Annotated in this window: 22 protein-coding genes; all 22 read right to left on the bottom strand. The window is 65.7% G+C overall.

From position 1 onward, the window contains the following. Positions 1-63 precede the first annotated feature (63 nt). Positions 64-1110 (bottom strand): HlyD family secretion protein, encoded by a 1047-nt coding sequence (locus tag D103_RS0106750; RefSeq protein WP_026280290.1) that lies wholly within the window; start codon positions 1108-1110, stop codon positions 64-66. Next, entirely contained in the window at positions 1094-3169 is a 2076-nt protein-coding gene (locus D103_RS0106745) for a TolC family protein (protein WP_018876258.1), read from the bottom strand. Before D103_RS0106745 ends, D103_RS0106750 begins: the two co-directional genes overlap by 17 nt. Next, positions 3169-4497 (bottom strand): glycosyltransferase, encoded by a 1329-nt coding sequence (locus D103_RS0106740; protein ID WP_018876257.1) that lies wholly within the window; start codon positions 4495-4497, stop codon positions 3169-3171. Before D103_RS0106740 ends, D103_RS0106745 begins: the two co-directional genes overlap by 1 nt. 5 nt (positions 4498-4502) lie before the next feature. Further along, the gene (locus D103_RS14230; protein ID WP_231366584.1) at positions 4503-5771 is read right to left on the bottom strand and encodes a diguanylate cyclase domain-containing protein; all 1269 of its coding nucleotides are present in this window, start codon (positions 5769-5771) and stop codon (positions 4503-4505) included. Between the two features lie 383 nt (positions 5772-6154). After that, positions 6155-6721, bottom strand: a complete 567-nt coding sequence (locus tag D103_RS0106720; protein ID WP_018876253.1) for an SgcJ/EcaC family oxidoreductase — start codon at positions 6719-6721, stop codon at positions 6155-6157. A 97-nt stretch (positions 6722-6818) separates the two neighbouring features. Then, complete coding sequence (locus D103_RS0106715; RefSeq protein WP_018865985.1) at positions 6819-7796, bottom strand: LysR family transcriptional regulator; 978 nt, start codon at positions 7794-7796, stop codon at positions 6819-6821. A 73-nt stretch (positions 7797-7869) separates the two neighbouring features. Next, positions 7870-10191, bottom strand: a complete 2322-nt coding sequence (locus tag D103_RS0106710) for a nitric oxide reductase activation protein NorD (protein ID WP_018876252.1) — start codon at positions 10189-10191, stop codon at positions 7870-7872. 18 nt (positions 10192-10209) lie between these two features. Beyond that, complete coding sequence (locus tag D103_RS0106705) at positions 10210-11013, bottom strand: CbbQ/NirQ/NorQ/GpvN family protein (RefSeq protein WP_018865983.1); 804 nt, start codon at positions 11011-11013, stop codon at positions 10210-10212. A gap of 59 nt (positions 11014-11072) precedes the next feature. Next, positions 11073-11462 carry a hypothetical protein gene (locus tag D103_RS0106700; protein ID WP_018876251.1) on the bottom strand — a complete coding sequence of 130 codons (390 nt, stop codon included), beginning with the start codon at positions 11460-11462 and terminating at the stop codon, positions 11073-11075. Beyond that, entirely contained in the window at positions 11459-12094 is a 636-nt protein-coding gene (gene parA, locus D103_RS0106695) for a ParA family partition ATPase (RefSeq protein WP_018865981.1), read from the bottom strand. Before parA ends, D103_RS0106700 begins: the two co-directional genes overlap by 4 nt. 58 nt (positions 12095-12152) lie before the next feature. Then, entirely contained in the window at positions 12153-12434 is a 282-nt protein-coding gene (locus tag D103_RS0106690; RefSeq protein ID WP_018865980.1) for a 4a-hydroxytetrahydrobiopterin dehydratase, read from the bottom strand. 35 nt (positions 12435-12469) lie between these two features. Beyond that, a complete protein-coding gene (locus tag D103_RS0106685) occupies positions 12470-12892 on the bottom strand; it encodes a bacterioferritin (protein ID WP_018865979.1) in 423 nt (140 codons plus the stop codon). 10 nt (positions 12893-12902) lie between these two features. Continuing rightward, entirely contained in the window at positions 12903-13217 is a 315-nt protein-coding gene (locus D103_RS0106680) for a BMC domain-containing protein (RefSeq protein WP_026181393.1), read from the bottom strand. A 70-nt stretch (positions 13218-13287) separates the two neighbouring features. Then, positions 13288-13581: a BMC domain-containing protein gene (locus tag D103_RS0106675; protein ID WP_012982276.1), complete on the bottom strand. Its 294-nt coding sequence runs from the start codon at positions 13579-13581 to the stop codon at positions 13288-13290. A 31-nt stretch (positions 13582-13612) separates the two neighbouring features. Beyond that, positions 13613-13912: a BMC domain-containing protein gene (locus D103_RS0106670; RefSeq protein ID WP_012982275.1), complete on the bottom strand. Its 300-nt coding sequence runs from the start codon at positions 13910-13912 to the stop codon at positions 13613-13615. A gap of 41 nt (positions 13913-13953) precedes the next feature. Then, complete coding sequence (locus tag D103_RS0106665; RefSeq protein WP_017940627.1) at positions 13954-14286, bottom strand: carboxysome peptide B; 333 nt, start codon at positions 14284-14286, stop codon at positions 13954-13956. Between the two features lie 4 nt (positions 14287-14290). Continuing rightward, on the bottom strand, positions 14291-14542 hold the full coding sequence (locus tag D103_RS0106660) for a carboxysome peptide A (RefSeq protein ID WP_017940626.1): 252 nt from the start codon (positions 14540-14542) through the stop codon (positions 14291-14293). A 17-nt stretch (positions 14543-14559) separates the two neighbouring features. Continuing rightward, positions 14560-16116, bottom strand: coding sequence for a carboxysome shell carbonic anhydrase (locus tag D103_RS0106655; protein ID WP_051074660.1), 1557 nt, complete (start codon positions 16114-16116; stop codon positions 14560-14562). 24 nt (positions 16117-16140) lie between these two features. Then, positions 16141-19086 carry a CsoS2 family carboxysome shell protein gene (locus D103_RS0106650; protein WP_018876249.1) on the bottom strand — a complete coding sequence of 982 codons (2946 nt, stop codon included), beginning with the start codon at positions 19084-19086 and terminating at the stop codon, positions 16141-16143. Between the two features lie 162 nt (positions 19087-19248). Next, positions 19249-19581, bottom strand: a complete 333-nt coding sequence (locus D103_RS0106645; protein WP_018865976.1) for a ribulose bisphosphate carboxylase small subunit — start codon at positions 19579-19581, stop codon at positions 19249-19251. A gap of 68 nt (positions 19582-19649) precedes the next feature. Further along, the gene (locus tag D103_RS0106640; RefSeq protein WP_018865975.1) at positions 19650-21071 is read right to left on the bottom strand and encodes a form I ribulose bisphosphate carboxylase large subunit; all 1422 of its coding nucleotides are present in this window, start codon (positions 21069-21071) and stop codon (positions 19650-19652) included. Between the two features lie 314 nt (positions 21072-21385). Next, a complete protein-coding gene (locus D103_RS0106635; protein ID WP_018876248.1) occupies positions 21386-24484 on the bottom strand; it encodes an efflux RND transporter permease subunit in 3099 nt (1032 codons plus the stop codon). Between the last annotated feature and the right edge of the window lie 13 nt (positions 24485-24497).

Genomic DNA, 24497 nt, shown 5'->3' with positions numbered 1-24497 from the left:
ATCAGGGCGGCGTTGCATTCGACAACCTTGACGGCGCGAATGCCCGAAAAAATCGATGTTTCCCTAGAATTTGACCCGCAGAGGCAGGCGATCCACGCGCCATATCTCCGGCAATTCGGAGACCGGCTCAACAATCACCGGGACCGCGCTCTCGCCTCCACCCAGCCCCGACCGGAAGGCCGCCGGAAGCCGATCGGCCGCCCCAACGGTAGCTGTCACAGCAGCCCTTCGCCGCTCACCATCCGGAAGGATCAGGCTGACCTCGCGCCCCGGTTCCAGCCGCCGCTCCAGGTGGCGGGGCTCCACATACGCCACCACACGAAGCCGCGTCCCGCTATACCGCAGCAGGGGCGTGCCGACGGCCACGAATTGCCCTGGCTCTACCAGGATCTCCGTCACCACGCCATCCAGATCGGCCGTCTTGACCAGTTGGCGGCTTTCCTGCCGCACCTCCGCTCGCTCTCCGAGGAGGTCGTCATGTCGTAACTGGAGACTGTCCGGCCAGGATTCCACCGCATCACCCCGCGGGACACGCGCCAAATTGCCTTCCAGCTCGGCGAGACGCTCCTCCACGCGTGCCCGCTCCGCGCGGACCGGAAGGAGTTCACCACGACCCGCCGCCCCCCTGTCGATCAGGCGCTCCAGACGGCGTTCCTGCGCACGGAATTCGTCCAGGCTTTGCTGGAGCAGTTCGATCCGGCGCTCGAGGTCCGCGCCCTGTTCCTGCCCGGAAAGCGCCACCCGCTCGCGCAGGCGCTCGAGGTCCTGTTCGATCTGCCGACCGCGCCGTTCCAACTGCGGACTGTGCTGTCGCACGACCTCTTCCCCCCGGGTCACACGGTCCCAGGGCTCGACGGCGATCGATTCCACAAAACCCGGAACCTCGGCCAGCAATTGATGCTGGGGGTACCAGACCAGAGCCGGGACCTCGGTCGATATGGCGTCGTTGACCAGCGTGTAAAGGAAGTACAGCACCGGGCTGGCCACCAGCAAAAGGATCAGATACCAGCGCAGCCGGAACGCGACCCGACGGGCGGGCCCGTAGCGCACCTTCATGCCGCCATCCTGATCTGACCGCCGGCGGCCGGTGGCATCAAAGCGAATCTTCATGGGCCCACATTTCCCTCAGGTACGAGTAGCTCTGGATCGCCACCGGAAGACGGAGGTGGTCCAGCCGTTCGGTCGCAGTGTCGAGAGTGCTCAGCATCGCGTCCCAGCCGTGATGGAACCAGCTGTTTTGCGGCGAGAGGATCGACTCCACACTCTGAGCCAGGGTGATCGTGAGCCCGGGCTTCCGCGCGAGCACGGGTTCCAGGCGGTGGACCATCCCATCGGCATGCGTCACGTAGGTCATCAGGGCAAGCTCCGTTGCCCCCACCTCGGCGAAGTCGCAAGCAAGGCAACGATCCGGGCCACCAAAGTCGCGCGGATGGGCACTCAGCCCCACCGGCCACGGGGAGGCTTCGACTGCGGCAGCGACCGTCTCCAGCCACTCCTCAATGAGTTCGTCACGCTCGTAGCCATGGCTGTCCAGCTGGTCGATCTCGATGTCCAGGTGCAGATCGGCGAAGTCGACCCCCTTCAGACGCTGGATGATACGGACCAGGTCATCCCGCGCTTCGGGCAACACCCAAGTGGGCTCGCCGAGCAACAACCCCACATCCACCTGCCGCTGCCGCGCCTGATGCAGGAAATCCGCCAGCACACCGGGATGCTCGCTGTATCGATCGATCTGTTCGCCATCCAGCGACAGCCATACATGCTCCACGCCGGCGCGGCGCAGCAAGCCCCAGAACTCGGGATCCTCGCCCCGAATGACGGGTTCGCTATCCCACAGATAGATTCGCCCCGCGTAGGGCAAGCGGGCGTCCGTTACCGGATCGCCGCCCAGCGTGGCTCGCGCCTGCCGGATGGGTTCCATTGGCCGGGGACGATCGCTGGCCAGGAGGTCGCAACCGATCTGCGCGCGCCAGACCTCCAGCGCGCTGTCGAGCCAGCCTCGCGCGGCCTGATAATATGCCTGCCGAGCGGGCATCACCTCTTCCCAGGGGACGCTCACACGGCTCTCCGCCCGTTCCTCCACCACCGCCAGCGCATGAGCCGCCGCTTCCATCTCCTGCAAACGGGAATCCAGTCGGCGCGAATGGACCTCCAGGCGCTGCCGCGCCAGATCCCTGCGCTGTTCTACGGCCTGGGTGGCCGATGTACGCTGGTGCCGGAGCTGCCGCTGTTCAGCCCTCAGTTCTCTCTGCAGGGCGTTGTCTCCACCCAGCGCGCGCAAGGGCACGGAGACGGACCAGACAACCTCCAACCCACTCCCCAGGCGACTAACATCGTCTTCGTAACTCGAGCTGTAACGCAGTTGGAGGTTCGACCGCACCGCGTGGAACCGGGTCAGGGACTCACGCTCCTCGACTGCGCGCAACTCTTCCTCCACCGCCAGGACTTCCGGTGCGGGGTCCATCCCGGGAGTACCGCAAGTCGCCTGGTGTGGATCAAACCATGCTGAGGTTGATTCCAGAGTAACCGGCCGGCCCAGGAGATTTTCCAGCTCCACCCGGGCCTCGTGCTCGTCCACCCGAGCCTCGTCCACGTCCAGGCGCGCGGCATCCAGGCTGCGCCGCAAACTCGCCGCCTCATCCGCGCGAGTCAGCCGTTCGTCCCCGCGTTCCGCAAGGGTCCGTTCGAGATCCGGCTCGACGCTCAGCAGCGCCTGGCCCAGGGACTGGAGCTGGCGAGCATGCCAGACCCGCGCGTAGGACTCGGCCACGTCACGGCTCAGGGTCTGCAATGCTTCCTGATACCGGTACCAGGCGGCACCGGCCTCCCCACGGGCCTGCCATTCCGCCCTTCGCTGCTGTTCGTCGGTGCCCAGCAGCGGACGCTGTATCCCGATCGAACCGCTGGTGCCGCGATATCGCCGATTGAGCCCTTCGACCACCGGTTCGCGGTAAACCCCAGCGCCAGCGCTTCCGAAGAGCTCCCAGCCACCCTCCTGATGCCGGCGCTCCCGCAAGGCGTCCGCCTGCTCGAACGCGGCTTGCTCGGCCAGCAACGAGGGTGCCTCTTCGACCGCATCCAGCAGCCGGGGCAGGCTCTCCGCGCTGGCCATGACCGGCAGCCCCGCCATCAGCATGCACCCGAGCAGTATCCCGCCTCGCATCGCCATTACCGCTTGCTCTTGCGTAGTACCCACCAGGGGGCCATGGACGACTCCTGGCTCGAATGACGCCACCACTCGTTAATGATGGCGACCAACGACCACACCCGCATGCCCAATGCGAAAAAGGGAAACACGGGAATCAGCCAGGCCAGGCGGAGATCACGCCCGCGGCGTTCCGAAATGAACACCAGCGCGGTGATGTACATCAGGGCCGTCAGGATCGCGTAGAGCCCCATGATCAGTATGAACGTGGCCAGCACGACACCCGGATCGGCCATCACCACCAGCCACAGGGTGTACAGCACGATCAGCACCGGCATCACCATCTGGAACAGCATCCCGTACCAGACGCCTATGATTACATTCCACCAGCCCATCTGGCGCGGCGAAAAGGCGTTGCGATGCTTTCGCACATACATGAAGAACAGGTCCCCGTCCCAGCGCAGACGCTGTTTCAGGAATCCCACCAGGGTATCCGGGACATCTGTGTGCCCCATCGCCTGGGGTTCGAAGGGGATGTAGAACCCCGGGTGACGGCCAAAATACTGCTTCAGCCGCAAGGTCAGGTCGAGATCCTCCGCCGACCCCGTTGTCCACCCGCCCACTTTACGGACAAACTCGGTCCGGAAGACCCCGAAGGCACCCGAAATATTGTTGATGCCGCGGAACTCACCCAGGCCAACCTTGGCCAGGTGAATGGTGATCATATACTCCAGCGCCTGAAGGCGGGTCATCAGGTTTTGATTCCAGTTGCGAACGCGCAACGAGCCGGCCATGGCGATCACATTAGGATCGCGGAAATGGCCCGCTGCATGCAGGGCCATGCTGTTGTCGAACGAGGTATCGCCATCCACTGCCATCACGATTTCCCCGCGCGCCAACTGAAGCCCGGCGTTCAGCGACGAGACCCGACCACCCCGGGGTACCTTTGGCAGGATGATCAGCCGGCGGCTGGCGTAATGCTCTGCCTCGGGCTGGATATCGCGAAGCGCCTGCATGGTGGCCAGATTCTGATCAGCGCCATCCACCACCGCGATGATCTCGATCTGCCCCGGGTACACCTGCTCCAGCAGCGTGCGAATCGTCCCCTGTACCGACCGGCCTTCGGCATAGCACGTCACAATGCAGGTGATCCGCGGTGTGTACGGGTACTGGGTAGGAATCGCATAGATACGTCGAGTGTAGTGGCGCAGCACACCCAGCCAGATCATCAGGTTCAGCGGCAATTCCAGAAACACCACGAACGGGATGAACATGTACGCCAGCGTGAGGGCGTCCGACTCCAGGAACAACGTAGCCAGCAAGGCCCCGGCCTCGGTCGGAAGCGAAAGCATTTCGTTCATTGCGACCGCGAGACCAGTCGCGCCATGACCGCAGCCGCATCCTCGGCTTCCGCCATGCCCATAGAAGATTCGTGATACACGTTTCCGAGACGCCCCACATCCACCTGGGACACGACATCTTCCAGCAGCTCTCCGAGCCTTTTGGCCAGCACGTCGACGCCGCTCGCGGTCGTTTGTGGCAGAAACAGCCAGATGCGGTCGTCACCGGTACGGGTCATCAAATCCGTGGACCGAACCAGGGCCTTGACGCGTTCGGCGAAGGTGTCCACCAGTGCCACACCGCGCCCATGACCCAGCGCATCGATGACCCGGGCCATGCCGTTCAAATGCAGCAGGATCAGGCCAAATCCGATCTCGTCATGACGCTGCCGCAGCTTCAGCGACCAGTCCACGAAGAACTCGAAGTGTTCCGGCGCCACATGGTTGATCTCGTCGAAGGCTCCGTAGAGATCCCGCAGCTCCCCTGTCCGGGCCAGTAACCGCCCAGCCTCCGATAACCGGTAGCGGTAAATCCCCATGGGCTCAAGTTCATCGGGGTCATGGGCCTGGCCACACCCCATGCAGCGCGCCAGTACGCGGCCCTCCATGAACATATGCTGGCAACTGCCGCAGACGTGATTCTCCAGTGGTCGGTCATAGTCCTCGCCAATATGACGCAGGACCGCCGAACAGTTCGGGCACCGCAGCATGCCGCCATCCTGGAATAGACGCTGCGGCCCCACATGCCCACAGGCGAAGCAATGCAGTCCGGGCTCGGTGCGTATGTCGAGCGAGTCGCATTCCGGGCACACATCAACAAAACTCAGATGCCCTTGCCGGCATCCCGGGCAAAGGCGTACGCGGTCGACCAGCTCCACACCTTCGAGAAGACGGCGTTGGCGCACCCCCCGCAACCAGAACTCGGGCGTATCTTCTTCGAGCAAAGCATCTAGGAGCGGATAGCGATACAACTGCTGGGCATGCCAGTCCCGCACCGGCACCAGATGCAGGCCCGGGTGACTCCACAGCAAAGCCAGAAGCACTTCATCCTGACTACGGGGGGGCCGCCCGCCATTGGCGGTTTCCAGGCGTGCTGCACAATCCACGATACGCTGGGAGGGCTCATCGACGGAGTGAAAGGGACCGTCGGACAGGGCCCGCGTCTCGGCATCGGCGTCGCCATGCAGCCAGAGCAACCGCATTCGGTCCTGTGGATGACACCGTAAGGCCCGCGCCACAGCTGCGGTGTCGGGCAGCGCATCCGCATCGATCACGAAGGCCATCATGCCGGCTCCATCGATCCGGCTGGCCTCGTAATCGGCTACGGTTTCGAAGGCGGTACATGCAAGCCCCGTTGCCAGTCGCTCCGCCAGCCCCGACTGCCGAGTAAAAACCACCAAATGGGGTGAAGTGCTTTCCCGTTGTGCCGACCCGTTTGTCATCCGTCCTGCCAGTCATGGCCCGATTGGGCGCCGTCCTCTGCCGTACGTTCAAGCGCCACGCCGGAAACGGGGGCACCCGACCGCGCGGTGTTTGCGCAGAAACGTGACGAGTATCACACACTGGTCATGCCGGAATACAGCCAACCCTCACAGAAAGCCACTAATCGAGAGGGAGACCGCCTACTCTTGCGAGCCCCAAAAGGCCGGGCACGGTCGCCCCGTGAAGACTAGTCAGTCGGCATCATCGAGGAGTGGTGGTGGACGATCTTCCACTCGCCGTCGCGGTTCTCGTAGACAAAGGTGTAGCGCGCGGGGACATCCTTGGTCTCGCCGCCGTCAGTGACGCGGAAGGTATAGGTGCCGGCGTCGGTCAGCTTGTTGCAGCCGAGCTTCACGTTGCGGGTGTTGATGGTGCCGAAGGGCTTCTTCTCGAGGAAGTGTTCGAAGTAGTCCTGGATCTCGGCGTGCGTGGTACGCGGGACGTTGGAGACCGTCGGCAGCAGGACCGCGTCCTCGGCATAGCGCTCGGTGACCTTGCGCGCATCCCCGGTCTGCAGGGCGTCGTTCCAGCCCTCGAACAGTTCCTCGGCCAGGCGGCGGGTCGCGGGGGCGCAGACCACGCAGCTCTCGTTCGGCGGGGTGTCGATGGCGCCGAACGCCGGATCGCCACCCGTCCCGGTCACCGGGTGGTGCTGGTCGCGATGCGAGGCACTGAGGCTCAGGCGCGCGCGCGGCGACTCGTCGGCATTGATGAACTGGGTGCCGCTGATGCGCGGCCGGCTGCTCGTGGTCACTGACTGATCTCCGCATACGGCCATTGCCGGCCGGATAAAACGTGAATTATAAGGGACCCTGGAGGGGCTGTCAGGGCGCCGGTCGCGGGCCGCCTGATCAGCTCGCCTGCGCCTTGAACGCGGCCAGCAGGTCCTCGACCTGACCGCGCACCCGCGCCTCGTCCTGGATGGCAAAATCCAGGAAGGTCTGGGCCACGACCGACAGGACCTTCTGTCTGGGGTGGACGATGTGCCACTGGCGGTGGATCGGGAAGTGCTCCACATCCAGCAGCGCGACCGGCCCCCCGGCCCCTTCCGCGCTGAGGGTATGCAGTGACAGCACCGCGATCCCCAGGCCCCCGATGACCGCCTGCTTGATCGCCTCGTTGGAGCCGAGCTCCATGCGCACGGTCGGGTTGATGCCGTGTTCCTGGAACAGCTTGAGGGTTGCCTCGCGGATGCCGGAACCCGGCTCGCGCATCAGGAAGGTCTCCTGCTCCAGGCGTTCGATCGGGATGTTGCGCTGCCCCGCCAGCGGGTGGTCGCGGCTGGCCATCACCACCAGGGGGTTCGGCGCGAACGGATACACCGCGATATCGGTCAGCCGCTCGGGCACGTGCCCGATGATGTACAGGTCATCGTCGTTGCTGGCCAGGCGATCCAGCACCCGGTCGAAGTTGCTGACCTCCAGCGACAGCTCGATATCCGGATAGCGCTTGGCGAACTGCCCGAGGATCGTGGGCGCGAAGTACTGCGCCGTGGTGATGACCGCCAGGCGCAGGCGCCCGCGCTTCAGCCCGTGCATCTCCGCGAGCTTCATCTCGAGATTGGTCAGCGCCCCGAGCATCTCGCGGCAGGTGTCGTACAGCAACAGCCCGACCTCGGTCGGGAAGGCCTTGCGTCCGACGTATTCGAACAGCGGCAGGCCGAGCGCACCGGAGAGCTTCTTGATCTGGATGGAGACGGTCGGCTGGGTCAGATAGAGCTCTTCCGCCGCCCGGGTGAAACTGCCCAGGCGCACGATCGCCTCGAACACCTGCAACTGGCGCAGGGTCGCATGCCGGATCAGATGCGCGGGCAGCTCGGACTTCAACATCACCTGCGGAAGGCTGGACTCCTTCGGTGGTGTCGAGCTCGCCCCCGTCTTTGCCATGCGAGTACCGTGCGCCCTAACGGGTCAGGCCGGCGTACAGCATCGGCAGCTTTTCCGGGAGCCGCTCGATGTGGTCCAGCACCATGAAGTGCTGCGCACCGAAGATGCGTTCCACGTACTCGTCGGCCTGCGGATCCAGGCTGATGCAGAAGCTGTAGACGCCGTTCTTGCCCACCTCTTCCACCGCGCGCTTGGCATCCTGGCGCAGGTACTGCGGATCGCGCACATCGGTATCCGCCGGCTCGCCGTCGGTCACGATCAGCAGCAGCTTTTTCTGCGTGCCCTGCTGGTGCAGCAGGTGGCCGGCATGCCGGATCGCCGCCCCCATGCGCGTGGACAACTGCCCCTTCATCCCGGCCAGCCGCGCCCGGGCATGATCGTCGTAGGGGGCATCGAAATCCTTGAAGCGGTAATACTCGACATCGTGGCGGCCATCGGAGGCGAAGCCGTGGATCGCGAAGGGGTCACCGATCTTCGAGATGGCTCCGCCCAGTAGCGCAGTCGCCTCCCGCGCCAGCTGGACGACGGTCGTCTCGCCATCGGCGAGGGGCTCGTTGGTGGACTCGGACAGATCCAGTAGCACCAGCACGGACAGGTCGCGCACCTGACGGATATTGCGGACGTAGATCCGCTCGTCCGGCTGGCGGCGCATGCGCAGATCGATCTGCGCCTCGACGAGGGCGTTCACGTCCAGTTCGTCGCCCTCGGCCTGCTTGCGCATGCGCTGCACGCCCTGCGGCTGCATCGCCTCGATCAGGAACTTGAGACGCGAGATCAGCGGCTTGTGCTTCTCGTTAATTGCGTCGATCTCTTCCACGTCGCCCTTCTTCGGACGCCGCTCCAGCAGGGTGACCCAGTGCGGCCGTTCCAGCTGCATCTGGTAGTCCCACTCGTGGTAGTGGTAGGGCAGCGAGATCGGCTCCTTGCCCTCCTGCTGGTTGATGCTTTCGTCTTCGCCGTCCCGGAACCACTCGGTCGCCAGCACCATGATCATCTGGGCGTCATCCCCGGCCCCGGGGACATCCAGCGTATTGATCATCTCCATGGGTGTGACGTAGACGCGCTCCTGATTCGAGCCGCTGGCCATCAGCGTCTCGAAGTCGTCTTCCTCGCGGCCGAAGGCCCAGATATAGCGGTTGTCATCGCGGTAGAGGACATCCGGGGCCACCTGCCGCGGGTTCATGTAACCCTTTTCCGGGAACTCCGGCGCCAGGGCCTCGGCCAGTTCGTGCGCCAGACCCGCGGCCTCGAGGTCCTCCGCCCGTTCGGCCAGCGCCGCGCGCGCCTTGCCCACAAACGGGTGGTCGTCGCGGTAGTCGGGGTCCAGCAGGGCCCGCGCGGTGCGGGCCAGCAGCGCCTGCGGGGCGTCACCATCGTCGGGCGTCGCGGTGTGCAGGGGGATCCACAAGTTGCGCAGGCCGGGGAAGCCGCGCGTCGCCAGGGCCTCGACGCGCGCATCCTCGAACAGCTCGGTCAGCACCCCGATGACGCCGCGCGGGGCCTCCTCCGGCTGCATCTCGCGGGTAAAGACCACGTGCGCCGCCGCATGGGCCGCCGCAGCACGGTAGAGATCCAGACCGGTCAGGCCTTCCCAGTCGTCGAAGGCGTCCGGCAGGAACATCGTGAAGCCCTCGATGTAAGGCTTGTAGCCCTCGCGCGACTCGAAGTCGCCACTGGTGGGGCGCATGAAGAAGTCGCGCGCCCACAGAGAGCGCAGATAGAGGTTGATGCGGCGCTGGACATCCACGAACAGTGTCCCGCGACGCTCCTTCTGGAACACCGAACGGGACTCCGGCGACTCCAGGCCGAAATAGGCGATCTGAGCCTCCAGGTCCGTTCGGTGGGCCTGTGCCCCCCAGCTCGCCCAGCGTCGCAGCCCCCCCAGCGTCAGATGGGAGAGGAGCTCGTCCAGGTGCTCCAGCATCGGGCGAACGCCGCGCGGCGCCTGCCCCAGCAGGTTGTCCACCAGGCGCAGATAGCCCGAGAACAGACCCTGGTCCCCCAGCCGGCGCGCGGCGATGGGGCTGGTGGAGATCAGCAGGGTGATAACCGCGGCACTGGTCTTGGAGTACATCTTGATCGCCGAGCTGACCAGCTCGCCGACCGCGTCCTCGCCCAGTTCCTGCGCCACATCCGGCGTCTCCTGGACGAAGGCGATCACCATCTCCGAGCCACGCCCGAGAGAATGCAGGCTGCGAGCCCCTTCCAGGTAGTAGCGCTTGAGGCCCGCGGCACTGAACGCACGCGAGGCCTCCTGCCACGAGGCCTCGAGCACCTCGGCCGCCTGACCCCCGAGGTCTTCGAGGAGGTCCTGGTAGTCCTCCAGATGGATGCTCATCGTATCCCGCGCGGGCGTCTAGAAGAACGTCGTGACGGCGGAGTCGAGGGCGTCGCGCATGTCCGGGTCATCCGTGATCGGGCGCACCAGCGCCATACGGCAGGCGGCCAGCGGGGCCACCCCGTTGGCAATCAGCGATGCCGCGTACACCAGCATGCGGGTCGAGATGCCCTCGTCCAGACCGTGCCCCTTCAGGTTGCGGGCACGCTCGGCCACGCTGACCAGTTTCCCGGCCATGTCCTCGTTGATCCCGCCCTCGTGCGCCACGATGCGCGCCTCGGTCTCGTGATCGGGGTAGTTGAAGTCCAGCGCGCCGAAGCGCTGCTTGGTGGACTCCTTCAGATCCTTCATCAGGCTCTGGTACCCGGGGTTGTAGGAGATCACCACCTGGAAGTCCGGGTGCGCCTCCACCATCTCGCCCTTCTTCTCCAGGGGCAGGACGCGGCGGTTGTCCGTCAGGGGGTGGATGACCACGGTCGTGTCCTGACGCGCCTCGACAATCTCGTCGAGATAGCAGATCGCACCATGCCGTGCCGCCTGGGTCAGCGGCCCGTCCTGCCAGCGCGTTCCGTCGGCGTCCAGCAGGTAGCGCCCCACCAGATCCGACGCGGTCATGTCCTCGTTGCAGGCCACGGTGATCAGGGGCTTGCCCAGCTTCCATGCCATGTGCTCGACAAAGCGCGTCTTGCCGCAGCCAGTCGGTCCCTTGAGCATCATGGGCATGCGCACCGAATAGGCCGCCTCGTACAGCTCCACCTCGTCCGCGGTCGGCTGGTAGTACGGCTCTTCGGTGATCAGGTGATCGCGTAGTTCGTCCTGCATCTTTTCGACTCCTCAATCAGAAAGGCCGGGGCAAGCCCCGGCCGCCGGAACCCTGCCCCTCAGTCGGGCCAGATCCGCTCGGGATGCAGGTCGGTTCCGGTGTTGTCCGCCTTGGGCGTCTTCTTTGCCGCCGGCTTTTTCGCTGCGGCCGACTTCCGGCTGGTGGACGTGGACTGCGCCGATGCGCCGGACTTGGGCGTGGCGGCCGGCTTCTTCCGCGTGGTCGTGCGCTTGCGCGCCGGTGCCTTGCGGGTTGTGGTGGCCGCCTTCTTGGTGGCAGCGGTCTTGGTGCTGGCCGCGGCCCGCGGCTGGCTGCTCGCCGGCTCCTGGCTGGTGTCCTTCTGGGCCGAAGCGTCGGGCTTGCCGGCCGCGTCCTGGCTCGTGTCCTTGTCCTGATCCTCGCGTGCACTGCGCACGCCGGCTGCCAGCTTGTCTTGCAGATTGCTCATTGCGACACCTCCTCGATGATGGCTTCGATCTCCGCCGCCGCGGCCTCGCCGGGCTTGCCCAGATCAAAGACGGAACAGCCCTCGAGCGCCGAGCGCCGATAGATGGCCCGCCGGCGCAGCGTCTGCTCCAGGGCGGGGATATCGATCTCCATCAGTGCATGCTTCATCGCGCGCGACAGCGCACTGCGGACCTCGAGCTGATTGACCACGATAAACGGGCGCAGGCTGGGGTTCTTGAGGCGCGCCTCTTCCAGCCCCCGGCCCATCCGCACACTGCCCCACAAATCGACCGGAGACGGCAGCACGGGGATCAGCACCTCGTCGGAGGCTGCAAGCGCGCCATTGACCGCACCGCCCTCCAGGGTCGGCGGGCAGTCCACCACGATGTGCTCGTAGTCCTTGCGCAGCGCTTTCAGCTCCCGATCCAGGGGCCCGGCTACCGCGAAGACCGATGCGGGGAACGGCCGTTCATCCGAGGCCATGCGAGCCCACTGTGCGGCCGAGCCCTGCGGGTCGGCATCGACTACCAGGGTGCGACCCCGGCGCGCCAGCCCGGCCGCCAGATTCATGGTCAGGGTGGTCTTGCCGGTACCGCCCTTCTGATTGACTACCGCGATTACCCTCGAACCCACGCAACAGCCTCCTGCGGAAGGGGCCGGGACGGCCCGGCCCGTCAAGTATGCCCCCGGCTCAGCCGGTGGTGGCAGCGGCCAGGCGATCCACCTCCAGGGCAAAGGCCTTGTCGCCCTCTCCCAGTTGCTCGCCGTCTCGGGCGTCAATCGTGATGTTCACGTACGTGGTTCCGAAGCTTATGTTCGGATGATACCCGTCCTGTTCGGACAGCTCGGCCACGCGGTCGAGAAACTCCCGGGTGATGCCGTAGCGCTCGAACGTGAACTGCTTGCTCATGGACGCCGAGGTCCCCTTGCCGGGCTCCCACCCGGCCGGAACCACCAGATCGGTATCCGCCATTGCCTACTCCGCTCGTCTTGCCGCGTCCGCGTGCATCACGCGGGACTGCCCTGGGCGTCGATCTCGCGCACGTGTTCCAGCTCATCCTCAAGGATGCTCTCGAACAACGCGGCATCGTCCACCGCGCCTACGCGCCGGCAGTAGACAGCGGCCTCGTCGTACAGCCGTACCGCCTCCATCTCCAGCTCGCGGTTGCGGGCCATCAGCTCGGCCATGGAGCGGCCAAGCCGGACCGGCGCCAGCTGGCTGCCGTTCGGGGCAACCCCGTAGTGAAACATGCGGGTCATGAAGCGATCCGCATGATCCAGCTCTTCCTGGGCATCTCGACGCAGGCAGTCGCTCACGTCATTCATGCCCCACATCGCGGTCAGCCGCGCCTGGGCCAGGTACTGCTGAACCGCCGACAGCTCATGCGCGACCGCGCGGTTCAGGTATCCCACGATCCGTGGATCGGACATGGATGTCGCCTCAGCTGGCCGAACCGCTGGCGGTCGGGGCCGTCGGCAGGATGCCTTCCACTTCGGAATGCACACGCGCAATGATGTGCGCGGCCACCAGGCCGTCACCCACGCGTTCGCAGGAATCCGCACCGGCACGCACGGCGGCGTTCACGGCACCGGTTTCGCCACGGACCAGCACGGTCACGTAGCCACCGCCGACAAACTGACGACCGATCAGGCGCACTTCGGAGGCCTTGGTCATCGCATCCGCGGCCTCGATCGCCGGAACCAGACCGCGGGTCTCGATCATGCCAAGGGCCACACCAGAAATTTCGCTAGCCATCATCTACCTCTTCTTGAAAAAAGCCGCCGGGACCCCCAACCGGGACCCGACGGCGTTCGACTACCGCGAGTTACGGCTTTTCCGGGAGGATGTTTTCCACCTCGGAATGGACGCGAGCAATGATGTGCGCGGCCACCAGGCCGTCACCCACGCGCTCGCAGGAATCCGCGCCGGCACGCACCGCGGCGTTCACGGCGCCGGTTTCGCCACGGACCAGCACGGTCACGTAACCACCGCCCACGAACTGACGACCAATCAGGCGCACCTCGGAGGCCTTGGTCATCGCGTCGGCGGCTTCGATCGCCGGCACCAGACCACGGGTCTCGATCATGCCGAGGGCCACACCAAAGTTTTCGCTAGCCATTACTCAACTCCTATCAAGCGTTACAGATGAATTACTTTTCAACCTGCTCGGGCAGGATGCTTTCCACTTCGGAATGCACGCGGGCGATGATGTGCGCGGCCACCAGGCCGTCACCCACACGCTCGCAGGAATCCGCACCGGCGCGCACGGCGGCGTTCACGGCACCGGTTTCGCCACGGACCAGCACGGTCACGTAGCCACCGCCCACGAACTGACGACCGATCAGGCGCACTTCGGAGGCCTTGGTCATCGCATCCGCGGCTTCAATCGCCGGCACCAGACCACGGGTCTCGATCATGCCCAGCGCCACACCAAAACGTTCAGTTGCCATTGTCTTCTCTCCTGGAGTTACAGTTTTTCAAAAAATGACGCTCACGCCGCCTTGCGGGAACCAGCAGAGCGCTGTGCATCGGTCTGGTCTCGTCCTGCCTCGTCCTTCGACCCTTCCGTCTTCTTTCCACCATCGTCCCAGTGGTCGATGATGCCGCCGATCGTCAGATCGGTCTGAATACTGTTGTCGTCCAGCGCGTAGCGCGCGGCCGAGCCACTGATGGTGAACACCCAGTTGCCCGGATGCGCCCCGACGGTGTCCACCGCCACGTTCAGGGCCCCTTTCTGGTCCACCAGCACGCGCAGCGACATGGTCTTGAGCCCGTCCACGCGACGGGTCACCACCAGTTCGTCCTGCACCTGCATGATTTCCATGGAGCTACTGCTCCTCCCAGTAATCGATGATCCCGACGATCGTCGCGTCACTGGGATAGGACTTGTCACCGGCCGCCTCACGTGCCGCCGAGCTACCGACTACGATCACCCAGTCACCCGGTACGCAGCCGACCGCGTCCACCGCGACGGTGCGCGGACCACCGGCCTTCTCCTGGACCACCAGCAACGGCCGGTGCCCCAGATCGCGGATGCGGTTGGTCGAAACCAGCGTCTTCTCAACCTTGCAGATCTTCATTCCCGTTCCCGTGTGCGTCAGGCGGCCAGCGGTTCCAGACGGCTTCCGCTACGCTTGTCGCGGATCACCATGTGGCAGCCAATCAGGCCCTTCTCGGCGAGGTCGCGATAGCGATCCATGATCTGGTCGCGGATGCGACGGCAGCGTGCCTCCACCCGCTCCCGCGATCCCGGCACCTTGCGGTCATAGCGGTAATGAATCACCACCGGCACCGGCAGGCCGCGCTCGACATTCAACTTCCGAAAAATCTTGTTCACCCCGACGTCCGTACCTTCGGAGCCCTCTTCCATCGTCTCCAGGTGCGCGAAGTATGCGAAGTTCCGCACCTGCATCTCCTCGATCTCCTGGCCGACGATGATCACCCGTTCCCGGTGGCCCACGTCGGCGTAGTGCCCCCCGTGGTAACGCGCCACATAGTCGAGCTGCGAAATATTGTTCAGCAGCAGTCGCGAGATCAGTCGCAGCATGCCCTCGTGCGGGGCCCCGTTCCCGCGTCCCCAGCCCTGCTGGTGGATCGCATCCTGGATCGCCTGGTACACCCGCAGCGACGCCGTCTGTTCGTCCAGCCCCTGCGTCGCGCGGTACAGCTCGGCGCTGTCCACGAAGCGGTAGAGGCTCATGCGCGTATCGGCATCTGGGATATGGATCTTCACTGCATCCGTATCCGTATCCACGCCAATCAGCAGCGTGTCCACCGAGGCCCCACAGCAGTAGGTGTTCTCGATCGCCTGGCGAAACGCGCGCAGCTGGTGCAGCGCGCCATCGGCCGCGTCGCGTTCGCTGTTTCCGTGCGCCGCGCAACCCTGATGCAGCGGATCCGCGCCACTGTAGTGGTAGGCCGCGATCTTCAGATAGCGGCTGGGGACATCGGCCGTCGTCGGCCGCCCCTCGCGGAAGCGCAGCAACTCGCGCTTGGTCCAGTGGCGCACATCCTCTTCGATGTCGAACTGCGCGCCGGCATAGCTCTTCACCCGTACCGCCAGATCCGGAAGGCGCAGGATGAAGCGCCGCAGGCCCAGCAGACGGCCATCGGAACAGGGCGAGATGTCCACCTCGTGAAAGTCGCAGTCGAGGAAATACGCGATCGCGCTTTCCGCCTCCGCGACCAGGTCATCCCGACCCGCCCAGTACTCGTTCACCACCTGGTCAAACAGTTCGAACGTCCCGTGCAGGTACAGCTCCCGCGTGTCCAGGTCGTTGATCCAGGCATCTTCCAGCGCCTTCTCCGGCAGGCGGTAACCCAGCTGCTCCTGCACAATCGCCTGGGCCCGTTCCTCGAAGTCGCGCTCGTGTTGCAGCGCGTGCACTTCCTTCAGGACCGGCACCAGCTGCGCAAAGCGCTCGCGGAACCCCCGCTCGAAGGCATGCAGGCGCTCGTTCATCGCCACATCCGCCAGCGGATGGCCCGGCCGCAGCTCCCGGGTCGCCTCCATACCGGACGAGCCGGTAGGGGCCGCCGGTGGCACCGCGGAAACCGGTGCCGCCGGGGCCGGGGCCGCCGCGCGCGCAGCCACCGCCCGGGACTTCGCGAACCGCGAGCCCGGGCTGCTGTTCTTGCGACGACCTCGCACCATGGCGTCCTGTGCCCTCGCCCGGCCTTAGCCGCGCGCCCCGCCGGACAGCGTCACCAGGGAACCGGCGTCGCTGTTCCCGGAGGAACCCGTGATCTTGCTCGGCGGCACGTCCTTGCGTTCGAGTTCGCGATTCACGTAGGCACTGCGGCCTTCGCCGCGCGGATTGCCCTTCTGGGTCGCGTTACGGCGCGTGGAAAAGCCCTCGGTGCCGGTCACCCGGTCGCCGCGCTGCCAGTCATCGCCGGTAATGGAGACTCCATTGCTGCTGCCGTTCACGGTCACTCGGTCGGCACCGACCTTCTGGCCTTCCTCGACCGGGGCCGCCGCGACGGCCTGCTGGCCGCCGTTGTAGCGGAACTCCTCGGTACCGGACACCAGCCCCATGGCCTTGTTGATCGAACCGGTCAGGCGCCCGCTCGTGCCATAGGCAGTGCCGGTAACGCGCTCGCGGCGTTCCGCTGCCGACCGGGCGGGCGTCGCCACGCTGAACCCGGCGTTCGGCATCGGACGCTCCGCCGCCTGCGGTGCCGGCTGAGCCGGAGCCGCAGCCTGCATCCCTTCCGGGCGCAGACGTGGATGCAGACTGCCGGCCGCGCTGGCGCAGGTCTGGGCAAACTCGTTGGCACCCACATACGGGGCCCCCGAGACATCCTGACAGGCACCGCGCTCGGTACCGGTCACGCGTTCGTCGTAACCCGGCTGGCTGCCGGAGACCGGATGGGCCGGCGTCGAATGACGCTCCGCCACGCGGGTCTCGGCGACCTGCCCGTCCTGCGGCGCGCAGAACTGGTCGTACTGGTCGGGACCGATGTAGGCCGTGCCGCTCACCGGCTTGCAAGCACCGTATTCGTCACCCGTCACCCGGGCGGAACGACCCACCGCCGTCCCGGACACCGACTGCTGGTTCCAGGTACGGCCGACCGTCACCTTTTCCGGCGCCGCATCCGGACGCTGGCCGCCGCAGAAGGCGTCATAATGTTCGGAGCCGGCGTACTCGGTGCCGGTGATCGGCTTGCAGCCGCCGTACTCGTCACCGGTGACGTGGATGGAATGATCCACCTGGGTACCGGACACCTCGCGACCGCGCAGGGTATGCATCACGCCGACCTTGGGCACACCACCGGCCCCGGGACGATCACAAAGATCCCCGAAATCGGACTTGTTGTAGTACGGCGTACCGGTCAGCGCAGCGCAGGAGCCGCTCTCGTCGCCGGTGACCTTGGGGCTGCGGCCCACGGCCACGCCAGTCACGCTCTGATCTTCCATGGTATGCGACTCCTGCACCTTCGCCGGTGTCGGCTCCGGGCGGGTGCCACAAAAGCCCTGGAACTGCTCGGTGCCAAGATATTCGGTTCCGGTGACCGGCTTGCAGCTGCCGTACTCGTCACCCGTGACGTGGACGGAGCGCCCGACTTCGGTACCGGTCAGTTCACGACCGCGAAGGGTATGCATGACGCCGACCTTCATCGGCGCTCCGTTCGGCTTTCCCGTATTGCAGGGCACCTCGCTGGCGGCGGTGTTCAGGTACTCGGTACCGGTCACGTCACGGCAGGACCCGGATTCGTCGCCGGTCACCTTGGGGCTGCGTCCGACCGACGTCCCCGACACGCCTTCACCATGCCGCGTCAGCATCACGCTGGTGCGCGCCGGACCCGCCTGCGGCCGGGTGCCGCAGAAGCCTTCGTACTGCTCGGTACTGAGGTATTCGGTACCGGTGATCGTCTCGCAGGAACCCCGCTCGTCACCCGTTACGCGGGTCGAACGCCCGACCTCGGTCCCACTCACGGATTGGCCATGGGAGGTATGCGAGGTGCCGACCTTGGGCGGATTGCCCGCCGGGCGCACGCCGCAGTAGCGCTCGTAGTGCTCCAGGCCCAGGTACTCGGTGCCGGTGATCGACGAGCAGCTGCCCGCCTCGGTGCCGGTCACATGGGAGGTACGCTCCACCTGGGTGCCGCTCACGTGGCTGCCGGCCAGCGTGGTGCCTTCCTCGACCTTCGGGGGCGCGTCGCCCTCCGCCGGACGCGGACGTCCGCAGGGGCGGCCCGGCTCGGAGGAGCCACGCCCCAGCTTGCAGAGTTCCTCGCGCCGCTGGCGCGCCACTTCGCGCGTGGACATACCCTTGCGCTTGGCGGCCTTCCAGGCACCTTCCTGCGGCAGCGCGCCACGGGCCTGGCCACTCTTGAAGCGGCGGCGCAGGGCCTGTTTGCCGTTCTGCGCCATGGCATCGCGGCGGGCCATGCAGATCGCACGGACCTCGGAGATCATCGGGTGCGGACCGGCGGCCTCGCCTCCGGACTCGACCTTGTCGCACAGCTGATCGAGACCGCTCTCGACCACGGCGTTCTCCTGGGACGGGGCCGTGTCGCGGGCCTCTTCACGCCCGGACTTCTCGCCCTTGCAACCGCAGCCGCAGTCTTTCTTCGCATCGCTGCGCTCGGACGCGGTCGGCTCGGTGCCCTTGATGCGGTCTTCCCGCCGGGGCTCCGGCGCCACGGCCTTCTTGCCGTCGGTCGACAGGGCCTGGCGGCGCAGGCGGCAAATCTCGCGACCGCTCATGTTCGAGCAGTCGACCTCGACGTTCTGCGACTGGGCCAGTGCGTCGAGCTGGCGCGAACGCTCGGCGCCGGCGCGGGCCATGCCGCCGGATACCTGCGCTCGCGTGTTGGTGCGGCCTACGGCCTTCTTGCCCTGGCGCGCCATCTTCTGGCGGCGCTCGAGGGCGGCCTGGCGGCCGTTGGAGGCACCCGCGTGCGCGCCCGGCTCGGGGCGGCGCTCGGGGGTGGTGTCGCGGGTCTCGAAGGAGACCGGCGACGACGATTCGCTGGAGTGCGTCTCCGGCTCCCGCGCCTGGGGTGCCGGGGCGGGTTCCGCTTTCGCCTGGCGCGCCTGTTGCGCAGCCGCGGCGGAACGGCTGTTCCCCTTGTTTTGGCCGGTCGACTTCACGGCAGCCTTGCCATTACGAGACATGGCCTTGCGCCGTTCCAGGGCACGTTCGCGCCCCGAGAGACCTTCAGACGCAGATGTCGGATTACTCATGGCACTTCCTTACAGTTGGCGGCAGCAACGGTAAATAACGCTGAACTGAACTGCCGGGCCCGCAACCGGGCCCGGCAGGCACCGGGGCCTCTCTTAACGACCGCGGTCGACCACGAAGGCCATGCCCTGACTCTGGGCGTAGTTATCGTAGGCGATGAAGCGAACCATCATGCCCGGGTTGGAGCGGCGGCATTCTTCGATTTCCTGAAGGACCGCTTCCACGGACTGTTCGCCGAAAAACGGCAGTTTCCACATGTACCAGTAATGGGACATGGCGTTTTCCTTCTCGGAATATTCCACCGCCGGGTTCCAGCCCTGGGCGAGGCAGTATTCAATCTGCTTGCGCACCTGATCGGCGTTCATCTCGGGCAGGTAGGAGAAGGTCTCGTACTTCTGTACCGGCTTGAAGTTCTGAATATCGGACATGTCGGTAATCCTATGCTCTTGTTCTGTCAGGGTGCGGGCGACCCGTCAGGCCGCCCGCACTCGGGCGATCACTTGTGCTGGGTATCCAGCTTGTCGACGGTATCGAACTCGAACTTGATCTCCTTCCAGGTTTCCATCGCCACCTTCAGCTCGGGGCTGTGCTGGGCGGCCTGGGTGAGGATCTCCTTGCCTTCCTTTTCGATCTCGCGACCTTCGTTACGCGCCTGCACACAGGCTTCCAGCGCAACGCGGTTGGCCGTCGCACCCGGGGCGTTGCCCCACGGGTGACCCAGCGTACCGCCACCGAACTGCAGCACGGAGTCGTCGCCGAAGATGGAGACCAGGGCCGGCATGTGCCAGACGTGGATACCACCGGAGGCCACGGCGAACACGCCCGGCATGGAGCCCCAGTCCTGATCGAAGAAGATGCCGCGCGAGCGGTCTTCCGGCACGAAGGATTCGCGCAGCAGGTCGATCCAGCCCAGAGTCGCGGCGCGGTCACCTTCCAGCTTGCCGACCACGGTACCGGTGTGCAGGTGGTCACCACCGGACAGACGCAGGATCTTGGCCAGCACACGGAAGTGGATACCGTGCTTGGGATGGCGGTCGAGCACCGCGTGCATGGCACGGTGGATGTGCAGCAGCATGCCGTTGTCGCGGCACCAGTTGGCCAGGCCGGTGTTGGCGCAGAAGCCGCCGGTGATGTAGTCGTGCATGATGATCGGCGCGCCAATCTCCTTGGCGAACTCGGCACGCTTGTACATCTCTTCCGGGGTCGGCGCGGTGACGTTCAGGTAGTGACCCTTGCGCTCGCCGGTTTCGGCTTCGGCCTTTTCGGTCGCTTCCTGCACGAACTCGAAACGATCACGCCAGCGCATGAACGGCTGCGAGTTGATGTTCTCGTCGTCCTTGGTGAAGTCGAGGCCGCCACGCAGGCACTCGTACACGGCACGGCCGTAGTTCTTCGCGGACAGACCCAGCTTCGGCTTGATGGTGCAGCCCAGCAGCGGACGACCGTACTTGTTCATCTTGTCGCGCTCGACCTGGATACCGGAAGGCGGACCACCACAGGTCTTCACGTAGGCCATCGGGAAGCGCACGTCTTCCAGGCGCAGGGCACGAATGGCCTTGAAGCCGAACACGTTGCCGACCAGCGAGGTGAACACGTTCACCATCGAGCCTTCTTCGAAGAGGTCGATCGGGTAGGCGATGAACGCGTAGAAGGACTCGTCGTCACCCGGGACGTCCTCGATCATGTACGCCCGACCCTTGTAGTAATCCATGTCGGTCAGGAGGTCGGTCCACACCGTGGTCCAGGTACCGGTGGACGACTCGGCCGCCACAGCGGCTGCCGCTTCTTCGCGGTCGATGCCCGGCTGCGGGGTGATCTTGAAACATGCCAGCAGATCGGTATCCAGCGGCATGTATTCCGGCATCCAGTATGTTTCGCGGTAATCCTTGACACCCGCGGAGTACTTCTTGGCGGCCATGTGGCTTTCTCCTACGCGTTGGTTAATCGTGACGGTCGACTAGATTAGGGAGGGCAATCACTAATAACAAATAAATAATCTAGATACGACCAATAGACTATCGTTTATATAAAAGCCGGGCAGCGGGAGGGCCGCTGACCGGCGGGGGTTCGGTTCGCAGCGGCGCGGCCAGACCTCAATCCGTCGCTCGCGCCGCAATGCGGTTTGCGATTGTAGTCCAAGACCGTAGTCCGTGCATGCCTTTGTCGCGACGGATTGCACAGACGGCTTCACCGACCGCCCGGACCCCGACGCCCGGGTCGGGGCGGACGGCTTCAGGAAGCGGCGTCCGCAGCGGGCTCGGCGCCGCTGGCCGCCTGGTGATCACGGGCCAGGTAGAGGTAGATGGCCGGCACCACAAACAGGGTGAACAGCGTGCCAATCGCCATGCCGCTGGCGATCACCAGCCCCATGGCGAAACGCGAGCCGGCGCCAGCCCCGGCGGCCATCAGCAGCGGCACCATAGCTACCACCGTCGCCGTGGTGGTCATCAGGATTGGGCGCAGACGCAGGGACGCGGCCTCCTCGATGGCCTGGCGCAGGCTGCGCCCCTGACGCTGCAGCTGGTTGGCGAACTCCACGATCAGGATGCCGTGCTTGGCGATCAGTCCGATCAGCGTCAGCAGGCCGACCTGGGTATAGATGTTCAGCGAGGTCACCCCGAGGCTGATGAAGATCAACGCCCCCGCGATCGACATCGGCACCGTGGTCAGGATGATCAGCGGGTCGCGGAACGACTCGAACTGCGCCGCCAGGACCAGGAAGATGACCAGCAGGGCAAAGAAGAAGGTGACCACGAGGTCCCCGCCCTCGGCCTTCAGCTGCCGCGACTGGCCGGCGTAGTCGACACTGACGTCCGGCGGCAGGACCTCCGCGGCGATCTCGTCGATGATGTCCAGCGCCTCACCCAGGGTCACCCCCGGGCGCGGGACGCCGGACAGCGTCACGGCGTTGAGCTGCTGGAAGCGCTTCAGCGAGCGCGGGGTCACCGTCTCCTCCAGCGTCACGATGCTGGACAGCGGGATCGGCTCGCCATCGCGGGTGCGGGTGAACAACTCCTCCAGCTGCTCCGGGTTCAGGCGCTCGCTGCGCTGCACCTGCGGGATCACGCGGTAACTGCGGTTCTCCATCGCGAAGCGCCCGGCAAAGCCTCCGGACAGCATGGTCGCGAGATCGGCATTCAGCGTGGCCATGTCGATGCCCAGCTGCGCGGCGCGCTCGCGGTCGATCTTCAGGTCCACCTGGGGCTGGTCGAAGTCGAGATCGGTATCCATGAAGATGAAGCGCCCGGTCTCCATCGCCCGACCCACGATCTCGTCGGCAAACTGCTCCAGCTCCTCGAACGAACCAGTCGACCCGAGCACGACGCTCACCGGCGCGCCATCGCCCGGGGTGGGCAACTGCGGCGGCTGGATGGCGAACACCTCCAGCGCCGGGATCCGGTCCAGACGCGGCTGCAGCTCTTCCTCGAGGATGGTCTCGGTATCCCGCTCGCGCTGATCCCAGGGCGCGAGCACGAAGCCGCCCAGGGCCTGGTTGCTGGCACCGGCGATGCCCGGACCCCCACCGAACCCGTTCACGATGAAGATGTTCTCGAGTTCGGGGATCTCGTCAAAGAAGCGATCGGTCAGCGCGGTGTTGCGCTCCAGCCAGTCCAGGCCCATGTAGGCATCGCCCTCCATGATGGAGAACGCGAAGCCCTGGTCCTCCGGCGGCTCCAGCTCGCTCTGCGAGGTCACGAACAGGAAGTAGCAGGACACCAGCACGATGGCCCCGAACACCGCAATGGTGAAGCGGTCGTTCAGCGCCCCGTGCAGGCGCCGGCGATAGCGGCCCTGCAGGGACTCGAAGCGCGCATCCAGCCAGCTCTCGATGCGCCCGCGCCTCTCCACGGCCCCATCGCGCAGGATCTTGGAGCACATCATGGGCGACAGCGTGATCGCGACGATCCCGGAGATGACCACGGTCGCCGCCAGGGTGAAGGCGAACTCGATGAACAGGGTCCCGGTCAGCCCGCCAATGAAGCCCAGGGGCAGGAACACGGCCACCAGCGTGGTCGACATCGCGACAATCGGCCAGGCCAGCTCGCGGGCGCCCTGGATCGCCGCATCCATGCGCGACATCCCCTCCTCGATATGCCGCGAGATGTTCTCCAGCATGATGATCGCGTCATCCACCACGATGCCGATCGCCAGCACCATCGCCAGCAGCGTCAGCAGGTTCAGCGAGAACCCCATCAGCAGCATCAGCATGAAGGTGCCCACCAGGGACAGCGGCACCGCCACCGCGGGAATCAGCACACTGCGCAGCGAGCCGAGGAACAGGTAGATCACCACCAGGACGATGGCCAGGGCGAGCCCGATAGTGAGCAGCACCTCGTCGATCGCGCTCTGGATGTAGTCGGTCGAGTCGTAGACGATCTCGCCTTCCAGCCCCGACGGCAGCCGCGGCAGGATGCGCTCGTCGAAGACGTCACGCACCTCGGCGATCACGTCCAGCGCGTTCGCGTCCGGCGCCAGCTCGATGCCCACGAAGGTCGCCGCCTGGCCATTGAAACGCACCGAGGTGTCGTAGCTCTCCGAGCCCAGCTCGACCTCGGCGACATCGCCCAGACGGACCAGGTCGCCGTCGGTCTCGAACAGGATCAGCTGCTCGAACTCCTCCGGGCGCTGCAGGTCGGTGTCCGCGGTCAGGTCCAGCCCGACCATCGAGCCGCGGGTCTGCCCCACGGCGGAGAGTACGTTGTTGCGCTCCAGGGCCTCGCGCACGTCGCGCCCGGTTACGCCGAACGAGGCCATACGGTCGGCATCCAGCCAGGCACGCATGGCGAAGCTCTGGGCGCCCAGGATCTCGGCGCGCTGCACCCCGTTGACCGTGGCCAGCTCCGGCTGCACCTCGCGGATCAGGTAGTCCGTGGTCTGGTTGTTCGATAGCCGTTCGGAGTAGAACGACATGTACATCGCCGCCACGTCCTGCCCGACCGAGAGATCCACGACAGGGTCCTCGGCCTCGGCCGGCAAATCGCTGCGGATCTTGTCGACCTGCGCCGAGATCTGGGTGAGCGCCTCGTTGGGGTCGTAGTCCAGCTCCAGGTGGGCCTCGACGATACTGATGCCGGCGCGGCTGGTGGAGACCAGATAGTCGATCCCCTCGGCCTCGGCCACCTCGCGCTCCATCGGCGTGGTGATAAACCCCTGCACCAGATCGGCATCGGCGCCGATGTACGCGGTGCTGATGGTCACCACCGCGTTCTGCACCTCGGGGAACTGGCGCACGTTCAGATCGAATACCGCGCGCACCCCGAACAGCAGGATGAACAGGCTGACCACCGTGGCCAGCACCGGCTTCTGGATAAAGATGTCGGTAAAGCGCATGGCCGGGCCCCGC

This window comes from Thioalkalivibrio sp. ALE31 (assembly GCF_000377405.1).
Classification (GTDB): domain Bacteria; phylum Pseudomonadota; class Gammaproteobacteria; order Ectothiorhodospirales; family Ectothiorhodospiraceae; genus Thioalkalivibrio.
The sequence above is the reverse complement of the archived record's forward strand: the minus strand, read 5'-3'. Positions and strand labels throughout refer to the sequence as shown.